General features: G+C 39.3%; 16 protein-coding genes. 10 read left to right on the plus strand and 6 right to left on the minus strand.

The window, feature by feature from the left end:
- The first annotated feature begins 9 nt into the window (after positions 1 to 9).
- From SporoP8_RS14055 to SporoP8_RS14065, 3 genes are all read left to right on the plus strand, one after another.
- Positions 10 to 3,171 carry an efflux RND transporter permease subunit gene (locus tag SporoP8_RS14055; protein WP_085133089.1) on the plus strand — a complete coding sequence of 1,054 codons (3,162 nt, stop codon included), beginning with the start codon at positions 10 to 12 and terminating at the stop codon, positions 3,169 to 3,171.
- Positions 3,172 to 3,605: 434 nt separating this feature from the next.
- Positions 3,606 to 4,370, plus strand: coding sequence for a TerC family protein (locus tag SporoP8_RS14060; protein ID WP_085133090.1), 765 nt, complete (start codon positions 3,606 to 3,608; stop codon positions 4,368 to 4,370).
- 165 nt (positions 4,371 to 4,535) lie between these two features.
- On the plus strand, positions 4,536 to 5,885 hold the full coding sequence (locus SporoP8_RS14065; RefSeq protein ID WP_085133091.1) for a TrkH family potassium uptake protein: 1,350 nt from the start codon (positions 4,536 to 4,538) through the stop codon (positions 5,883 to 5,885).
- A gap of 42 nt (positions 5,886 to 5,927) precedes the next feature.
- On the opposite strand, the gene SporoP8_RS14070 is transcribed toward SporoP8_RS14065, so the two are convergent.
- Entirely contained in the window at positions 5,928 to 7,682 is a 1,755-nt protein-coding gene (locus tag SporoP8_RS14070; protein ID WP_085133092.1) for a B12-binding domain-containing radical SAM protein, read from the minus strand.
- Positions 7,683 to 7,864: 182 nt separating this feature from the next.
- Between SporoP8_RS14070 and SporoP8_RS14075 the strand changes: the two genes are divergently transcribed.
- Complete coding sequence (locus SporoP8_RS14075) at positions 7,865 to 9,247, plus strand: ATP-binding protein (protein ID WP_085133093.1); 1,383 nt, start codon at positions 7,865 to 7,867, stop codon at positions 9,245 to 9,247.
- A 61-nt stretch (positions 9,248 to 9,308) separates the two neighbouring features.
- On the opposite strand, the gene SporoP8_RS14080 is transcribed toward SporoP8_RS14075, so the two are convergent.
- A complete protein-coding gene (locus SporoP8_RS14080) occupies positions 9,309 to 9,932 on the minus strand; it encodes a hypothetical protein (RefSeq protein WP_085133094.1) in 624 nt (207 codons plus the stop codon).
- A 21-nt stretch (positions 9,933 to 9,953) separates the two neighbouring features.
- Entirely contained in the window at positions 9,954 to 10,184 is a 231-nt protein-coding gene (locus SporoP8_RS14085; RefSeq protein ID WP_085133095.1) for a YkvS family protein, read from the minus strand.
- A 307-nt stretch (positions 10,185 to 10,491) separates the two neighbouring features.
- On the opposite strand from SporoP8_RS14085, the gene SporoP8_RS16990 reads away from it, so the two are divergent.
- The 6 genes from SporoP8_RS16990 (at position 10,492) to SporoP8_RS14115 (ending at position 15,052) form a co-directional block, all read left to right on the plus strand.
- Positions 10,492 to 10,581, plus strand: coding sequence for a Spo0E family sporulation regulatory protein-aspartic acid phosphatase (locus tag SporoP8_RS16990; protein ID WP_420066745.1), 90 nt, complete (start codon positions 10,492 to 10,494; stop codon positions 10,579 to 10,581).
- Positions 10,582 to 10,768: 187 nt separating this feature from the next.
- Positions 10,769 to 11,638: an NAD(P)-dependent oxidoreductase gene (locus SporoP8_RS14095; protein WP_099627976.1), complete on the plus strand. Its 870-nt coding sequence runs from the start codon at positions 10,769 to 10,771 to the stop codon at positions 11,636 to 11,638.
- A 151-nt stretch (positions 11,639 to 11,789) separates the two neighbouring features.
- Entirely contained in the window at positions 11,790 to 12,023 is a 234-nt protein-coding gene (locus tag SporoP8_RS14100; RefSeq protein ID WP_143560916.1) for a hypothetical protein, read from the plus strand.
- Between the two features lie 136 nt (positions 12,024 to 12,159).
- A complete protein-coding gene (gene cbpB, locus SporoP8_RS14105; protein ID WP_085133099.1) occupies positions 12,160 to 12,597 on the plus strand; it encodes a cyclic-di-AMP-binding protein CbpB in 438 nt (145 codons plus the stop codon).
- Positions 12,598 to 12,738: 141 nt separating this feature from the next.
- On the plus strand, positions 12,739 to 14,178 hold the full coding sequence (locus tag SporoP8_RS14110) for an MDR family MFS transporter (RefSeq protein WP_198166126.1): 1,440 nt from the start codon (positions 12,739 to 12,741) through the stop codon (positions 14,176 to 14,178).
- Positions 14,165 to 15,052, plus strand: coding sequence for a transcriptional regulator CcpC (locus SporoP8_RS14115; RefSeq protein WP_085133101.1), 888 nt, complete (start codon positions 14,165 to 14,167; stop codon positions 15,050 to 15,052). The genes SporoP8_RS14110 and SporoP8_RS14115 overlap by 14 nt, the downstream gene beginning before the upstream one ends.
- Positions 15,053 to 15,347: 295 nt before the next feature.
- On the opposite strand, the gene SporoP8_RS14120 is transcribed toward SporoP8_RS14115, so the two are convergent.
- The 3 genes from SporoP8_RS14120 to SporoP8_RS14130 all read right to left on the minus strand — a co-directional run bounded on the left by SporoP8_RS14120 (position 15,348) and on the right by SporoP8_RS14130 (position 17,770).
- Positions 15,348 to 16,538 (minus strand): MFS transporter, encoded by a 1,191-nt coding sequence (locus SporoP8_RS14120; protein ID WP_085133102.1) that lies wholly within the window; start codon positions 16,536 to 16,538, stop codon positions 15,348 to 15,350.
- Positions 16,539 to 16,680: 142 nt separating this feature from the next.
- The gene (locus SporoP8_RS14125) at positions 16,681 to 17,136 is read right to left on the minus strand and encodes a TlpA disulfide reductase family protein (protein ID WP_085133103.1); all 456 of its coding nucleotides are present in this window, start codon (positions 17,134 to 17,136) and stop codon (positions 16,681 to 16,683) included.
- A 91-nt stretch (positions 17,137 to 17,227) separates the two neighbouring features.
- A complete protein-coding gene (locus tag SporoP8_RS14130) occupies positions 17,228 to 17,770 on the minus strand; it encodes a peroxiredoxin (RefSeq protein ID WP_085133104.1) in 543 nt (180 codons plus the stop codon).
- Positions 17,771 to 17,919 lie beyond the last annotated feature (149 nt).

Consider the following 17,919-nt stretch of genomic DNA (forward strand, 5'->3'; position numbering starts at 1 on the left):
AATAGATCAATGAAGATTAGTAGTTTTTCAGTCAAACGACCCGTTTTTACGTTAGTCACTATGTTTCTCGTCATTATTTTAGGTGCAGTATCTTTCTTTAAAATTCCCGTTACACTAATTCCTGACCTAAATCCGCCTGTAGCGGTAGTTGTTACGAATTATCCGGGCGCTTCACCAACGGAAGTGAGCGAGAAAATCACCAAGCCGTTGGAAGAAAGTTTATCAACAGCACCTGGATTAAAGTCCATGCAGACTTCTTCCCAAGAAGGAGCCAATTTAGTATTCCTGCAATTTGATTGGGATTCTTCGATTGATGATGTTCAAATGGATATCCTCCAACGGATTGATCAAGTAGAAGTGCCCGATGGTGCTAATAAACCGCGTTTCATGAAGTTTGATCCATCTCAATTCCCAGTCATTCAATTATCTTTACGTTCCGTCGATAAAGATACGAATATCCGGAAGATTGCAGAAGAGCTGGAGAAAGAATTACGCCGTATTGAAGGTGTAGCCAGTGTGAACGTGTCAGGTAAGATCATTGAAGACGTTCAAGTTATTTTAGATCCCGATAAATTAAAAGAATTGGGTTTAGCGCAATCAGATGTCGTGCAGGCAATACAAGCTAGTAATGTATCTATGCCGGGTGATCCGATTGACACGAGTGATGGAAGAAAGTTGACTACGAGAATCTTAAGTACAGTTCAAAACATCTCGGATGTACGAAGTATCCAAATAGGTGCTAATCCCAAGACAGGTGACATGATCAACGTCTCTGACGTGGCGGATGTAGCATTGTTGGAGCCGAAAGTACAAACGGAAACACGGGCTAATGAGGAGCAGGCCGTATTATTGTCTGTACTTCAAGAATCAGGAGCGAATACTGCCACTGTATCTAAAGAGTTTAAAAAATCATTGGATACGTTATTGGAGAAAGACGCATACAAAGATATTGAATCTGATGTTATTTTTGACCAAGGGGACTATGTACAGCTTGCAATCGGCAATATTGGTCAGTCACTAATTCTCGGTGGCTTGTTCGCAATGCTCGTATTATTTGTCTTCTTACGTGGAATTAAAAGTCCGATTATCATTGGGGTAGCGATTCCTTATTCAGTAATTGTTACGTTTGTCCTTATGTATTTCTCAGACTTCTCGTTAAATATCATGACACTTGGTGCTCTTGCATTAGGAATTGGTATGTTAGTTGATAATGCCATTGTCGTAATAGAGAATATTGAGCGACATTTAGCAATGGGGAAAACTCCAACGGAAGCAGCAAAAGATGGGTCCAAGGAAGTGGGCGGAGCTATAACCGCTTCTACGTTAACTACTCTCGCTGTATTTGTACCGATTATCTTTATTACGGGAATCATTGGTCAAATCTTCACCGAATTCGCGTTAACGATTTCATTCAGTTTATTTGCATCACTAGTCGTTGCATTGACTGTCGTACCAATGCTAGCGAGTCGTTTATTGAAGACGCCTACTGAAGAAATGCTTGAGAAAAAGAATCGTGTAAAGAAAAATCAGAGATTCGAAAACTCTGTCAAGTGGGCTTTGAGCCATCGTCTACTTGTGTTACTAATTACAACTGCTTTACTTGTAGGAAGTGTATTCGGAATTCTAAAAGTAGGAACAGAATTCCTACCTGCTACGGATGAAGGATCTTTCAGCATCAATGTTAAGTTACCAAACGGTGCTTCATTGGATGCGACAAACGATGTAGTAGAACGAATTGAAGAAGAGATGAAGAAACAAGACGACGTCGAAGTGTATGTCAGTCTAGTGGGCGGAACCCAACAAAGTATGGCCCAGGGTGGATCAGAGAGTAATATGGCGGAAGTGTATGTGAAACTTATACCATTAGATGACCGTGACCGCTCTGTCTTTGAATTCGTAGACAAAGTACAACCGATCGTAGAAGACGAAATCGGTGATGACGCAGAAATTAGTTTCAACTTGCAGACTGCTGCTGGTTCGAGTCCGAATACGTTAGCATTCTCCTTAAACGATACGAATGAAGAACGTTTAAGTAAAGCAGTGTCACAAATTGATGAGAAGTTGCGTGAGATGGATACTGTGACTGAAGTCACAAATGATTTAGTGGATACGGTAGAGGAAATAAAAATTGAAGTAGATCGTGAAAAAGCTTCAGAAGTCGGATTAGCTCCTTATCAAATAGCGCAAACGGTTAGTGACGTTACGCGAGGTGTCTCTGCTTCACAAATCGTCTTCGAGAAAACAGGCGAAGTAGTTGGAGTTAACGTTAGCTATGATGAACGTTTCCGCAATAGTGTAGATAAGTTAAAGGAATTGGAGTTAAAAACCCCGCTAGATACATTTGTTAAGTTGAAAGACGTAGCGGATGTGGAAATCGCAGAAGGTCCTGCAACGATTGTACGCGTAGATCAGGCACACTCCATTGCATTTACTGTGAAATATCTATCCAGTGAATCATTAGGAGATATGACGAAAAAGGTAAATGATATGGTAGAGGATCTAGACCTACCAAGTGAAGTGGAACTTTCATACGGGGGAGATCGCGAACTATTTGAAAATGCGATTGACGATATGCTATTGGCGATTATACTGGCAGTGGTATTAGTATATATCGTAATGGCTGCACAGTTTGAATCGTTCAAATATCCATTCGTTATCATGTTCTCCGTACCCCTTATGCTAATCGGTGTAGCGTTAGCGTTATTCTTCACGAATACACCAGTCAGTGTAACGGCAGTCATAGGTCTTCTCATATTGGTGGGGATTGTGGTCAACAACGGAATTGTGTTGGTTGATTATATCAACCAGCGTAAAGAAGCAGGACTCAGTTCGTACGACGCTATCATGTCGTCTGTACGTGATCGTGTGCGTCCGATCCTTATGACAGCCCTCACCACTATATTGGGCTTACTACCATTAGCGCTGGGCTTAGGTGAAGGTTCTGAGTTGAATCAACCAATGGGGATTGCAGTAATTGGCGGATTGATTAGTTCCACGTTCCTGACGTTGTATATTGTTCCGATCATTTACAGTTTGTTGGACCGGGAGACGCGTCGAGGTAGGAATACGCCTAACAGAGAACAAGCAGTAACGGTAGATCAACCTGTCAAAGTAACAGAAACTGTAACCGTGACAGTAACGGAAACTGTAACTGTAAGAGAGACCAAGTAATGCATATTGCCGGCAGATGGAACTTTCATTTGCCGGCTTTTAACATTGTGTAGAATAAATGGTGCGATAGGAAAGTATAGTAGTATGAGTGATCTGTAAAATAGGGAGTAGCTTAACGATGCAACTGACTTTACTTCATACTAGTTATGCACATTTAATTTAATAGTACGGCGGCGTCATTTTAATCATTTGCAAATCAAAGTTATCATGTTATAATACTTTAACAGTATCTGATATCTTAATAACTTTTGACGCAATGTCAAAGGGGAGTAGCTATAGGGAAACCTATTTCATAATCGTCAATACGTGACTGCCACAATGGTCATCGGTTATGATAGCTGGATTTTGAACGTGAAATTCCGACTTAGCGAGACCTTTGCCTATTTTATTAGGTGGGGGTCTCTTTATTTTGTAGAAAACAAGGAGGCATTATGTTGGATCCGATTTTATTAGAATATGCATGGGTACTCTTAGTACTAATCGTACTCGAGGGCCTATTAGCAACAGACAACGCAGTAGTAATGGCCGTAATGGTCAAACACTTACCGAAACCCCAACAAAAGAAAGCACTATTTTACGGTTTATTAGGGGCATTCGTCTTCAGATTCACCGCACTCTTTATGATTACGTTTTTAGTGAAGTTCTGGGAGATCCAAGCAATAGGTGCCATGTACTTATTGTTTATATCCGGTAAAAGTATATATGATAAAATTACCCATAAACCAGAAGGGCATCCGAATAAAAAGCCTAAAAAACAATCTGGGTTCTGGATGACTGTATTAAAAGTGGAACTTGCTGATATCGCATTCGCATTGGACTCTATGCTTGCCGCTGTTGCACTTGCGGTAACGTTACCTGAGTTAGGTAACTTCCATATCGGTGGTATCAATGGCGGACAGTTCGCTGTCATGTTACTAGGTGGTATGATTGGTTTAATCATGATCCGTTTTGCAGCGAAACAATTTGTAGTAATGCTTGAAAAGTATCCAACATTGGAAACAGCAGCATTCTTAATTGTTGGGTGGGTAGGTGTAAAGCTAGTTGTGTTAACTCTTGCACATCCTGAACTCCTAATCATTCCAGAAGCATTCCCACACTCTACATTGTGGAAAACGACATTCTGGGTTGTATTGTTAATCTTGGCAATCGGCGGATATCTACTGGCCGTGGCAAAATCTAAAGTGAAAGCTAATAGATAATACGAAAACAGTCTCTTCTATGTGAATTGAAGAGACTGCTTTTTTTTTCTACTTTAGTTTAGAATTGTATAAAGGGTGTAAAGTTCTGTGTATAGCTATCTTTTCACCAAGGGATTTGATAAAGTAGGAAAATGAAGTTTCCGTTATGAAAGGAATTTGAAAAAGATGAGGCTTTCCAGGGAATTTTTTCATAAGTTTACTCCAGCACAGATTATCGCTTTCTATTACTTTTTGGCCATTGCGTCCTCTTTTCTCTTATTGAATTTGCCAGGTGTATATAAACCAGGTGTGAAGGTGGCCTTTATAGACAGTTTATTTACCGCTGTGAGCGCAGTGAGTGTCACGGGGTTGTCACCTATTAGTATAGGGGAAACTTACTCTGTATTCGGCCTTTGCATGATCATGCTCGTACTTCAGCTCGGTGGTATCGGCATCATGTCGTTAGGAACGTTTTTCTGGCTACTTGTGAAAAAGAAAATCGGCATGAGAGAGCGACAACTGATTATGATTGATACGAATCAGTACACATTACAAGGCGTCGTTCAATTAATTCGTCAAATCATCCAAATTATCGTTGCCATCGAGATTATTGGTGGTGGTATTCTAACGTTATATATTTATCGTTTTTATAATTCGTTTAGTGAAGCACTATTGAACGGCATGTTCATGGCAGTGTCTGCAACTACAAATGCAGGTTTTGACATTACCGGTTCGTCGATGGTGCCTTATCATGATGATTATTTCGTGCAGCTCATCCTCATGATATTAATTATTTTAGGTGCGATTGGATTCCCAGTACTGATTGAAGTAAAAAGCTTTTTTTCGAAAAAAGTACCACATTTCCGCTTTTCACTTTTCACCAAGATTACGACTGCGACATTCGGGATTCTGTTACTGGTAGGTACATTAACCATTTGGTTACTAGAATCATTTAATTCATTTAAAGGAATGAGCTGGCATCAGCAGTTTTTCACAGCGTTATTCCATTCAGTTTCTGCACGATCGGCAGGCCTCGTGACTTATGATGTGACGCAATTTAGTGAAGCAACAGATATTTTTGTCAGTGCGCTCATGTTTATTGGGGCTTCACCAAGTTCAGTAGGCGGTGGTATCCGTACGACGACCTTTGCTATTGCGCTATTATTTCTTATTAATTTTGCAAGAGGGAATGACGTCATACACATTTTTAAACGCCAAATCAAACTGATTGACGTATTCCGATCGTACGCGGTTATTCTCGTAGCATGTTTTATGGTGTTGGCGGCTTTATTGTTGCTGTTACTTACGGAGCCAGGGATACCTGTCATCCCGTTGTTATTTGAAATTACATCCGCCTTCGGAACGTGTGGTATGTCGCTTGGTATTACAGGTGATTTATCAGTGACCGGCAAATTGATCATTATGGCACTCATGTTCATCGGTCGAGTAGGACTGATATCGTTCATCTACACGATAGGTGGCAAGTCGAATAAAACACCTTATCATTATCCGCAAGAGCGTGTTATTATTGGGTAATATAAAACCGCAGCAAGCGAATTTTCGCGTGCTGCGGTTTTATTATGGATAAACGGTTTCTAGCACCTGTTCAGACAGATGATAGTGCTGTGCTTTTTCACCTGGCGTGTATTGGACAATAAGATAACCAGGATCTTTTATTATGGAGAGATCTTCTTTCAATTTAGCTGAGGTCTTCGTGACGAAAACTTGCTTTCGAATCGTTCGTTCAGTATAACCACTTGACTCAAACGTATCACCGAGCAAATGTGGAGAACGTAAGAGTAACTGATAGACCTCTTTTAACTCTTCTTCGGGAACCTCGGAATTCCACCATATCTTTCTTGGTAAAAACTTTTGATGAAGTAAATAATCCATCTTCAATAGACTTTCTGCAATGGAAGTATCGATGTTTAATATTTCTTCTAGGAAGCGTTCCAAGCGGGTGAATAAGTCTTCGAACTGATGGCCGATTCGTGACCAGCCTTGCTTCTCCCAATAAGCTCCGAATAATTGGAAAAAGTCAAATGGCGTATCGACCAATTCTGTGACAATATACTCCATAGAGTGTATGAATCGACCTGAATTCCAATATTTCTCGAGAATGTCTTCTGTTTGTTTAATCTTCAGCATATCATCAAAAGACAGCACATTATTTGATACAATTTCATAAGGAGCGGTGTCGATGTAACGATAACCATATTGCTCGGCTTGGATACGTAAACCGGTTCCACGTAATAGCTTCAAAAAGCCTAACTGTAATTCTTCGGGGCGTAAAGCAAATACTTCGTTGAACGTATCACGGAAAGATGCATAATCTTCTTCAGGGAGTCCGGCAATCAAATCAAGATGCTGATCAATTTTTCCGCCTTCTTTTACCATTGTGACTGTTCGGGATAATTTAGTGAAGTTTTGTCTTCTTTTAACCAATTCATTTGTTAAGTCATTAGTGGATTGGACGCCAATTTCAAATCGGAATAGGCCTTTAGGTGCATTATCATTTAAAAACTGAATTACTTCTGGTCGCATGATATCGCCTGTGATCTCAAATTGAAAGACAGTTCCGGGTAGATGTTCATCTATTAGGAACTGGAACATTTCCATGGCATAACTTCTACTAATATTGAATGTACGATCGACGAATTTAATCGTTTTGGCGCCGTGTTGCATTAAGTAGCGAATGTCTTCTTTTATAGCGTCTCGATTGAAGTATCGAACACCTACTTCAATTGAAGAAAGGCAAAATTGACAAGAGAATGGACAGCCGCGACTTGTTTCGATGTACATTACACGATTTGGTAGTTGTGGAACATCCTCCGTAAAACGAAAAGGGGAGGGGAGTTCACGAAGATCCAATTTAGGACCTGGAGCTGTAATTTTTAACTTTCCTTCTGCACGATATGCAATGCCTTGTACCGAAGAAAGATCAGTTTGTCCATCGACCGCTTGAAGAATATCCTTAAATGTCTTTTCGCCTTCTCCTATCGCAATAATATCGATTTCCGGTACTCTTTTTAACCATTGATCATAGTCATACGTTACTTCAGGTCCACCACAAACTATAACGGTTTTAGGACTCGTCAGTTTCAGCAGACGGATTACTTTTATAGTTTCTTCTATATTCCAAATATATACGCTAAAACCCACGACGTCTGGAGAATGTTGATATAGCTCTGAAACGATAGAAAGTGTAGGATCATGAATGGTAAATTCAGCCAGTTCACATTGGAATTCAGGTGCTGCATATGCTTTCAAGTAGCGAATTGCGATATTGGTATGTATATACTTAGCATTTAAGGTAGATAAAACGATGTTCATGACAAAACTCCTAATCTAAAAATAATATAAGTAGATGAAAAAAACAAAATAGACTATAAGCCTATGTGAACAAGTACGTCATTATGGCATAATTAGAATCAATCAGAATTCACTTCCAAATAAGAATAAATTTACAAGTAAGTGGTTGATAGTTGCTATTTCATTGAGGGGGTACTGCTATAGTGCTAAATACACTAGATATCAATCGTTATCTAGAAAGTTCGCTTTTTAAGATCGTCTTAGATGAAGATGGCGATATACTTGATATGACGGAAGCTGTTAAATTACTCATACCTAAAGATTTCATACCACACCATATATCTGAAATATTTGATCCTAGTTTGTCTGAACAAATAGAGAGACGGTTGTTTCTGTTGAAGACAGAAACGATAGCCGATCAAACTGTATTGACTGGTCATATAAATGTGCCGAATAAAAATCTTGAACCTTGTTATATTATATACCAGCAATATAACGGAAAGGCGATATTAACAATAAAAATTGGTGAACAAAATCACAAATTGCATCAACTTTATGAAAGTGCTTATTTAACAGCCACTATCCCAATGGCGCTAGTGAATGAATCGGGGTATATTATTTCGACGAATGATTTGTTTTCAGAAATGTTCCCAGACCAAATTTCTAATGAATTATTACATCTACAAGATCTTTTTAATTTAATGGTTCCCACCTCTTCGTTTTCTTTTGAAGAATATATCTTAAAAGCATTAACTCAAGAATCTTCGACAGTGAAAATGTCTTACACATATAATGGAATACAGCGTTGCCAAGAAGTAATGTTGAAATTGGACTGTAGAACACAAATGTTCGTCTTACGAATTGTTGACATTACTGAAAAAGAACGTCTATTTGAGCAACTGGCACACTCCGACCAATTATGCACGACTGGAGAAATTGCTGCAAGCATTGCACATGAAGTACGCAATCCGATGACAACGTTACAAGGATTTCTCCAACTACTGGAACACGAAGTAACCGGAAATGCACAAATGTATGTAAACGTCATTCAAGATGAAGTCAAACGCATGAACGAAATATTGAACGAAATGCTAGCACTATCAAAACCAGTTGTTGACGAAATCACGATATTTTCATTATCCGTTTTAGTAGAAGACGTACTTATATTGCTTCGCCCTAAAGCATTGTTGGATCAAATTCATTTAGTGAACGAATTTAATGCAACGGGGTCATTATTAATTAAAGCAAATCCTAACCGTATTAAACAAGTATTCATTAATCTTCTTAAAAATGCAATGGAAGCCATGAGTGCAAATGATACATTGTCTGTCTTGATAAGCGAAGGTGATCATCGTAATATAGATATCTTTATATCTGATACAGGGATTGGAATGGAAAAAGAGCAACTTGATACTATTTTCTTACCGTTTATTACAAACAAACCGGGAGGAACGGGTTTAGGCCTTCCATTTGTTAAGAAAACCATTCAAGAGCATGGCGGTTCTATATCAGTTACTAGTGAGGTAGGTAAAGGAACGGTTTTTCATTTGACATTTCCAAAAATCTCCGTCCCAGAATCAGAATGATTGAAAGTCTATATAGAAAAAAGGCCTATCCTATGGGATCGGCCTTTTCTATATAGAAATATCACTTAATTGTAGCTGCCATATCTTTAAAATCTTTTATATGTTCGTTGTCTTCTTGCGCGTAAATTGTTGCACGAATTAACTTGTCTTCACGCTCGATGACATAGCCTGTAAAATATCCTTCAGTAGAATCTACTACTGCACCTTTAACAGACTGAATACCATCTGCTTGTGGAAGATCTGTTTGCTCTGTTATCTCAACAGGTGTTTCACCATCACTTGAAGCTGTCAACAATTCTTCCATATTTTCATAGAGTTCATCAAAAGTATAAGATTCCTCGTCTTTAGGCATAGTCTCGATTCGCATGAATGTTTCGCTGTCCTCTTCTACATATAGACTATCTCTACCTGGTTCTTCACTTGTAAGTGTATATCCAGGAAGTACCTGCATCGAGTAATCTTGTTCATCGCTTGTTTTTTCTACAGCATCTTTCATGGCATTTTCGCCTGTTTCTGCTTCATTTTCGGGAGAAGTGCTATCTTCCACATCTGTTTCGGGAGCAGCAGGTTCTTCGATAGCATTACCTGTTGTATCTTTTTCCGGTTCTGCATCAGATGTTCCGCATGCAGCAAGCATGATAGAGGCTGTCAGTGAAGTGAAAATTATACGCCATTTGTTGTTCATATCGTACCACTCCTTCATATACTATACTATTCTATTGGACGGATCACAGGGAGGAAGGTTTCCTTTTTGCGAATTACTACTCAAAATGATATAACGTTTATGATTCACCACGGTTTTCTCCTGCATTAGCAATTCATCGAAGTTCTCCATATACGTTAAGTCTACAATTACAGAGTTTTCGTTCACTTTCTCAACAATTCCTTGTAAGCCCTCTTTGAATTCTATGATATCACCTATTTCTGCAATCGTCATGCTAACCATCCTTTCTTCAAACATCATTTACTTTAAGCAAAGTGATGAAATGATAATATTGGTAATTCCATTATAGTTTGCCTTATAATGTTCAAAACGTAAAGTCTTATTTCTAGAACTCAAGGAAATATATGCATATACATCATGTCGTAAAGTGTCGATAATATTTCGGTTTAATAAAATTAAGTTGTTGGTATATTACAGAATAGAGTAATTACAAATGAGAGGTGTGCAAGTAGTGCATAATTGCAATTTAGAAATTGAACGTGTGAGAAAACAACTAATACAGACGGCCGAAAAACATGGTATGAACGCTAAGAATACCATTGAACTTAGTCGTAAATTAGATATATTAATTAATGAATTTAACAACAAGAAAAAAACACAACTACCTTAAGTTAATGTGGAAATGAATGTTTAACTTAAAGTAAAAGGGGGAAAGATATAAATGAACACAGCAACATTCTCATTTCCCCCTTTTGTGGACCAATCTTGTATTGGTCCTCTTTTTTTGTCTCCTCAATTGTAAAAATATTTGAAATTCTGTACGATGGAGATGATCGTATACAATGAGGAGTGAGAATGTGCGAAAAGAAAAAATATCATTTATTGGTACGGGTGTTATGGGTTCTAGTATCATTAAGCATTTGCTTAACGCATCATATGAAGTAACAGTATTCACTAGAACGAAAAAAAAGGCCGAACCACTGGTAGCTTTAGGAGCAAAATGGGCCGATAACGTTGCCGAAGCTATTCAAGATGCGGACATTATTTTCACGATGATCGGCATGCCTTCCGATGTGGAAGAAGTTTATTTATCAAATCAAGGTATATTTGCAAATGGTCGACCTTCTCAGATCGTAGTAGATATGACAACGTCAAGTCCAGAACTAGCCATTGCCATAGCAGAAAAGGCTGCTTCTTTACAAATGAATTCTCTTGATGCTCCTGTATCTGGTGGAGATATAGGGGCTCGGAATGGTACACTTTCTATCATGTGTGGAGGTCAAAAAGAATTATTTGAAAAGGTATTACCTATTTTGTCTGTTTTCGGCAAACAAATTGTCTATCAAGGACAAGCTGGAGCTGGGCAACACGCCAAAATGTGCAACCAAATTACTGTCGCTGGAAATATGATAGGGGCATGCGAAGCGATTGCTTACGCAATGAAGTCGGGCCTTGATCCGGACACGATGTTACAATCCGTCACTTCGGGTGCGGCGAATTCCTTTAGTTTATCGGATCTGGGCCCACGAATTATTAACGAAAATTATGAACCAGGATTTTATGTAAAACATTTTGTAAAGGATCTAAATATTGCCTTACAGGAAACGGAAAGACTGAATCTGAAATTGCCGGGATTACAACTAGCCCGCGATATGTATACAGAGTTACTCGCTAAAGGTTATGGGGAAAATGGAACGCAAGTCTTGATTAAAAAGTATATAGAATGAAATAGAAGCACATCATAAAAACTTCTTTATGCATATTTTATAAAAAATCGCAAATAACTATTTGCGAATGATTTGCTGAAAGTTCAGTACGCATACTTACTCACTTATTGCACATGCTCTTTACTATAGTATGTGCGAAAAGGAGGGAGTTATGATGTGGGATATTTGGTTGTGGCCTATGGTGTTTGTCTCCGCCATTATGCTTGGAATTGGAATAGCTGGAGTAAGGAAAACGAGTCGTTCATTCCAGTTAAATGAAAAAGATCGTATACCAGATGTTGTAGCTAAGAATCCATATACTATGAACCCATTACTGTGGATTATCATAGTCGCTTCTATTTTTATCTTTATCATCATATTTTATTATTGGGCCTCTTTCTATTAAAGAAAGAGGTTTTTTGTTTTATGAATCCGCTTTCTTTTGAGGTGATAAATGGCTTTTTGTGGTATGATGGATGGGAAGCAGTGAACGGACTTTTAGGTAAATGTATGTAGATGAAGAACAGAAGGAGCGATCACCTATGGTTTCTATAAACAATAAAGATTTTCTTACCGCGCCCATCGCAAATCAAATTATTTCTTCGGAAAAAGTTGCTCATGTACAAATTGGCAATAATGCAGAGCATGCGCTGCTTGTCTTGACGAAGACTGGCTATTCTGCCATTCCTGTATTGGATAATCAATATCATTTGAAAGGGCTTCTTGGCATTGGTATGATTACAGATTCTATTTTAGGTATGGAACGCATTGAATATGAGAGATTAGAAGATATAAAAGTAGATGAAATTATGGATACGAATCTGCCGACGATTCGTGTGAATGATCGTTTTCAACGTGCAGTAGATCTATTGATTAATCATCCGTTTTTATGTGTCACTGAAAAGGATGGAACATTTGCGGGTATTATCACAAGACGTGTAGTGATGAAAGAATTTAAAAAGTATATTTACAGCATCTAATGAACTTATTTAGATAAAGCAGCGAAGCAAATGCTATAGTAAAATGTTAAAGGGCTCCGATACAGGGGTCTTTTTCTAATAGAAGGAGTTGAAATAGCTGTGCGTAAAGAAACTAATCGGCCCTTTGTGCTCGCTGCTGTTATGCTCGCTATGTTTGTGGGGGCAGTGGAAGCGACTATTGTTACTACTGCGATGCCGACTATCGCCTCTGAACTAGGTGGGTTTTCGCGATATAGTTGGATATTTTCATCTTATTTATTAATGAGTACTGTGACGGTATTGATTTATGGAAAGTTAGCCGATTTATTTGGTCGAAAGCCGATTTTTTTTATGGGCTTGACGATTTTTTTGATTGGTTCCATACTTTGTGGATTCGCCGTCTCTATGGAACAATTGATTGTCTATCGTCTCATACAAGGTGTGGGAGCGGGAGCCGTTATGCCCATTGCGACTACGATCATTGGTGATATTTATTCAACAGAAGAACGTGCGAAAATACAGGGGTATTTGTCGAGTGTATGGGGCGTTTCTGCAGTTTTAGGTCCTGTTATTGGTGGATTGATTGTGCAATACGTTAGCTGGCAATATATATTTTGGGTGAACGTACCACTTGGACTGCTTTCGATGGGTGTCATTTATTTCTTTTTGCATGAACCAAAAGAAACCCAAAAAGCTTCTGTCGATTACAAAGGTGCGTTTTTCCTGACATCTGCATTGTCGACGATCTTAATCTGGTTGGTAGAAGGAGGTCAAGGGTTTGGCCGTTTTTCAGTTTTCGGTGTTGCTTTAATCGTACTTTGTGGAATTTCATTTTGGTTATTTTTCAGACAAGAAAAGCTGGCGGAAGATCCACTTATCTCTTTTAGCATTTGGAAAAATCCCGTTATTTTATATGCGAATCTTGTCTCGCTAACTACTGGAGTTATTTTAATAGGGGTTTCTTCTTATTTACCTACTTATGTATCGGGAATTATGGAGCAGCCAGCGATCATAGCAGGTTTCACATTAACTGCTATGTCAATAGGCTGGCCTTTGGCTTCCTCATTGGCGGGGCATTTACTCATACGTTTCGGCCCGTTTCTCGTATCGTTTATCGGTGGCGTGTCCCTTGTAATTGGCACAACGATGTTTGTCTTCATGAACGCGACGCTGGGACCGGTATGGGCGGGATGTTCTAGCTTCTTCATTGGTGTTGGAATGGGGCTGACTAATACATCCTTCATTGTAACGATTCAAGGAGCTGTGCCGCGCCAACAAAGAGGTTCGGCTACTGCCACTAATATGTTTATGAAAAATTTTGGCAATACAATTGGTGCTTCTGTGTTTGGAGCCATTTTGAATGCTACACTTATTGCCTATTTTGCCAAAGAAAAATTGCCTTACACGATTGATGACGTCAATACATTGTTAACGAAAGACGGACGCTCAATGATTACATCACAAGAGCTAGTCAGTTTACAAAGCGGTTTAGACATCTCCTTGCACTGGGTGTACATAGCAATTACTCTATTTGCCGTCATCAGTTTATTATTGATTTTACGAATTCCACGGGGGAAGGTGCAGGATCATGTCAACAATTGAACTGGATATTATCAAAGCATTGGCTGAAGAGGGCAACATGCGTAAAGCATCAGAACGCTTGCATTTGTCTCAGCCTGCTTTGTCACAACGCCTTCAGACGATTGAAAAAGAATGGGGCATGCAGTTGTTCATCCGTTCACAAAAAGGTCTGGAACCAACGCCAGCAGGTGAACACGTCATTAACTATGCGAAGGAATCCTTGGCAAAGAAAGATGAGACGATGGAATTGATCGCCTCCCTTGAAGATAAAGTACATGGCACATTGAAGATTGCCTGTGCCTCGATTATCGGTCAGACTTGGTTGCCTCAAGTATTAAAAGACTATGTAGCACTTTATCCTGATGCCAAGATTTCATTGATGACGGGATGGAGTTCGGAAATCTCCAAAGCTTTGTACGAAGGAGAAGCGCATATCGGTATCGTTAGAGGGCAAACGGACTGGAAAAGTAATCGTGTCTATTTATTCCGTGATCAGCTATATCTAGTGGATTCTGAAATCTCGACAATTGATGAATTAAAAGACACCAACCGCCATTTTATTCAGTATAAAAGTGATTCGAACTATTATATGGAAATTCAACGCTGGTGGAACAAACACTTCAATCAAAATCCAAGCCGTCAGATCGTAGTGGATCAGATTGAAATGTGCAAGCAGCTCGCGTTGAAAGGTATTGGCTATGCCATACTGCCTTCCATCACATTATCGGGCGATGAAAAAGTCAATCTAATACCACTGCTGAATAGCGAAGAAGAGTTTGAACTGACACGTGATACATGGCTAATTGGTTATGGCTCTACGTTTGAATTGAAGCAAGTGAAGGCATTTGTAGATATCGTACAGGAGTACGCGGAGTTATTGAGAAAAGATCAGTAAAAAAAGAGGTTGGGACAGAACAGAAAAAACGTAAGGGCAATGAGTCCTTTACGCTTTTTTCTGTTCTATCAGCAAATATTTTTTAGAGTATCAGAGTGTACCGGAACGGAGAAAGACCGACTCCTGAGGGATCAGCGTGCGTCTTGAGACCCTGGACGTAGCAAAGCGAAGGAAGCGGCTCAAGCCACGCCCCTCGGAAAGTATGCCTTTCGGAGTGCAAGGAAACGGGGTGAGATAGTTATGTCTCAGTCTCTTCTTTATTTATTTTTGTTATAGGCTGCTATCGTGACACTATTTAAGAAGTTCTTGCAGATTCTATAAGTGACTTGTTGTTTCTTGCCCAGTATAAAGCGAGAATAAAGCAAAGTAGGAGAATGATTGTGCCGACTATATAGGGTGATTCCATATTCATATCGAATATGTATCCCGCTGTAGCTGGACCGATCATATTTCCGAGGCTCATGTAGGCATTCATCATCCCAGCTGCGTACCCTTGCTCTTTACCGGCTAGTTTCGAGACTAAGGTGTTGACTGCTGGTCGCAACAATGAAGTGGCAGTTGAGAAAATCGTTGCTACCAATAGAATAGTGAAGAATGTGTTGACGAATAAAATACCTAACATAGCGAAAGCAGCTATGACTAAATTGATGAGAATGACACGCATTTCACCAAAACGTTTGAACAAACGATCGATGACAAATGTCTGGATGATGACCCCGACAAATCCGCCAACCGTAATGATGACTGCGATTTGGGAAGGTGTGTAATTGTATTTTTGATCTACATACAACGAAATGGTTGATTGGAAATTAGCTAATCCAAAAGAAAATACAAACATGACAATCAGCATGACGAAATACGACGTTTGCGTAGATCTACGCATTTGCTGAAAGATGTTTTCATTCGTTGCAGCTCCTTGCAATACGGGCTTAGGGTTAGGTAGCAGTAATAAAGATACAACCGCTGCTACCATGGATGCCGCTGCTGCAAAGTAGAAAGGGAAGTATAAGCTGATATTAGAGAGAAAACCGCCAATTCCGGGACCTATCATAAAACCTAAAGACATCGAAGCGCCAAGTAATCCCATTCCGCGACCGCGGTTTTTCGGGGATGTAATATCCGCCACAAATGCCATAGTAGGTGGAATAATAAAGGCGGCACCGAAGCCGGAAAAGAATCGTGCGAGATAGAGCATCCATAGTTCAGTTGATAAACTAAAAGCTAATTGAGAAAATCCGTAAATAATCAAGCCGAAAACAATAATGCTTTTTCTGCCGTATTTATCTGAGAGATTTCCTGCAATAGGAGAAAAAATAAATTGTGCAAAGGAGAACATGGCAATCAATAGTCCGAGTGCGCGTCCTGCAACTCCAAAAGTACCTAGGAATTCGGGCATTATGGGGATGATCAAGCCGACACCAGCCATAGCGATGAACATATTGAACATTAAAATATAAAGTGCGATTTGTGTAGATAGTTTGTTCATTCGGCAACTCGCTTTCCAAAAAACTTTTTACTAATCGTATCATAAAAAAATCGACAATGTTTGTATTGTGTTTGCTACGGAGTGTTTTGAGGAAAAGGGATATGAAAAAACGACTCCCTTAAAGCAAGAGTCGTTGGTACAATTAATCTTCTTTTTTCATTTCATCTAGTACACGATTCACACGTTTTTCAAGCATTTTCATACCACTACCGCCTGCTTGGAAGTGACGTAATGCACCATCTTTGTCAAAGACATAGTAGGCAGGGACGTATTGGTTTTCAAATGCATCGTTCAACTTCAATTCGCTATCAACGAAAATCGGTTGTGTAATATCATGCTCAGCTGCTACTTCCTTGATTTGTTCCAAATCGACATCATCTTCTGAACGAGGCATATGTACAGCCACAACATTCAGTTCATCTTTGTATCGATCTCTGAAATTGTTTACATCCGGCATCGCTTCTTTGCACATATGACAACTAACAGACCAGAAGTGTACAAGTGTCGGTTTTTCTCCAACAAGTTCCGATTTGGAAGTTTCACCATTCAACCAAGTTGTAGCACCTTGAAGTTCAGGCATTTGTTCACGTAATTTCATCAAGAATTCCTCCTAGCTAAGTGGGTGTATATAGTAGTTGATAAAAAAATCCCCACGATTAGTGTAACGCGTGGGGATGGTTGTCCAAAAATTAAAGAGTTTTTTGACCTGGACGCCAGTTTGCTGGGCAAAGACCGCCAGTTTGTAGTGCTTGTAGTACACGAAGAGTTTCGTCCACGTCACGACCGATATTGTTGTGGAATACTGTCTGATACTGAAGTTCGCCTTCAGGATTGATGATGTAAAGGCCGCGCAATGCAATACCTTCTTCTTCGATCAATACACCGTAGTCGCGTGAAACAGAATGGTTAGTATCCGCTGCAAGTGGGTATTTTAGTTGTTCAAGACCATTGTCTTTACGATCCGTGTTGATCCAAGCTAGGTGAGTGTGGATAGTATCAGTAGAAACACCGATTACTTCTGCATCCAAGTCTTCGAACTCATCGTAACGATCCGACATTGCAGTGATTTCTGTTGGACATACAAAAGTGAAGTCCATTGGATAGAAGAAAAGAACTGTCCATTTGTCGTTTTTAATGTTCTCTTGTAAACTAACTTTACCAAAAGATTTGTCAGCTAGTACTGCCTCCATTGTAAAATCTGGAGCTTGTTTACCTACCATACGTTCAGCCATTATATAAAACCTCCAATTAGTCTTTTGTACAACCACATGACTGTGTTGCACAATTCTTATCTAGAATAACAAAGTTTCAAGTTAAATTCAATTAGAATGACTCGAAGATAATAATAATTATTATAAAGAGCGATAAACTTCATATATTT

Origin of the sequence: Sporosarcina ureae (genome assembly GCF_002101375.1) — a bacterium.
GTDB lineage: Bacteria > Bacillota > Bacilli > Bacillales_A > Planococcaceae > Sporosarcina > Sporosarcina ureae_B.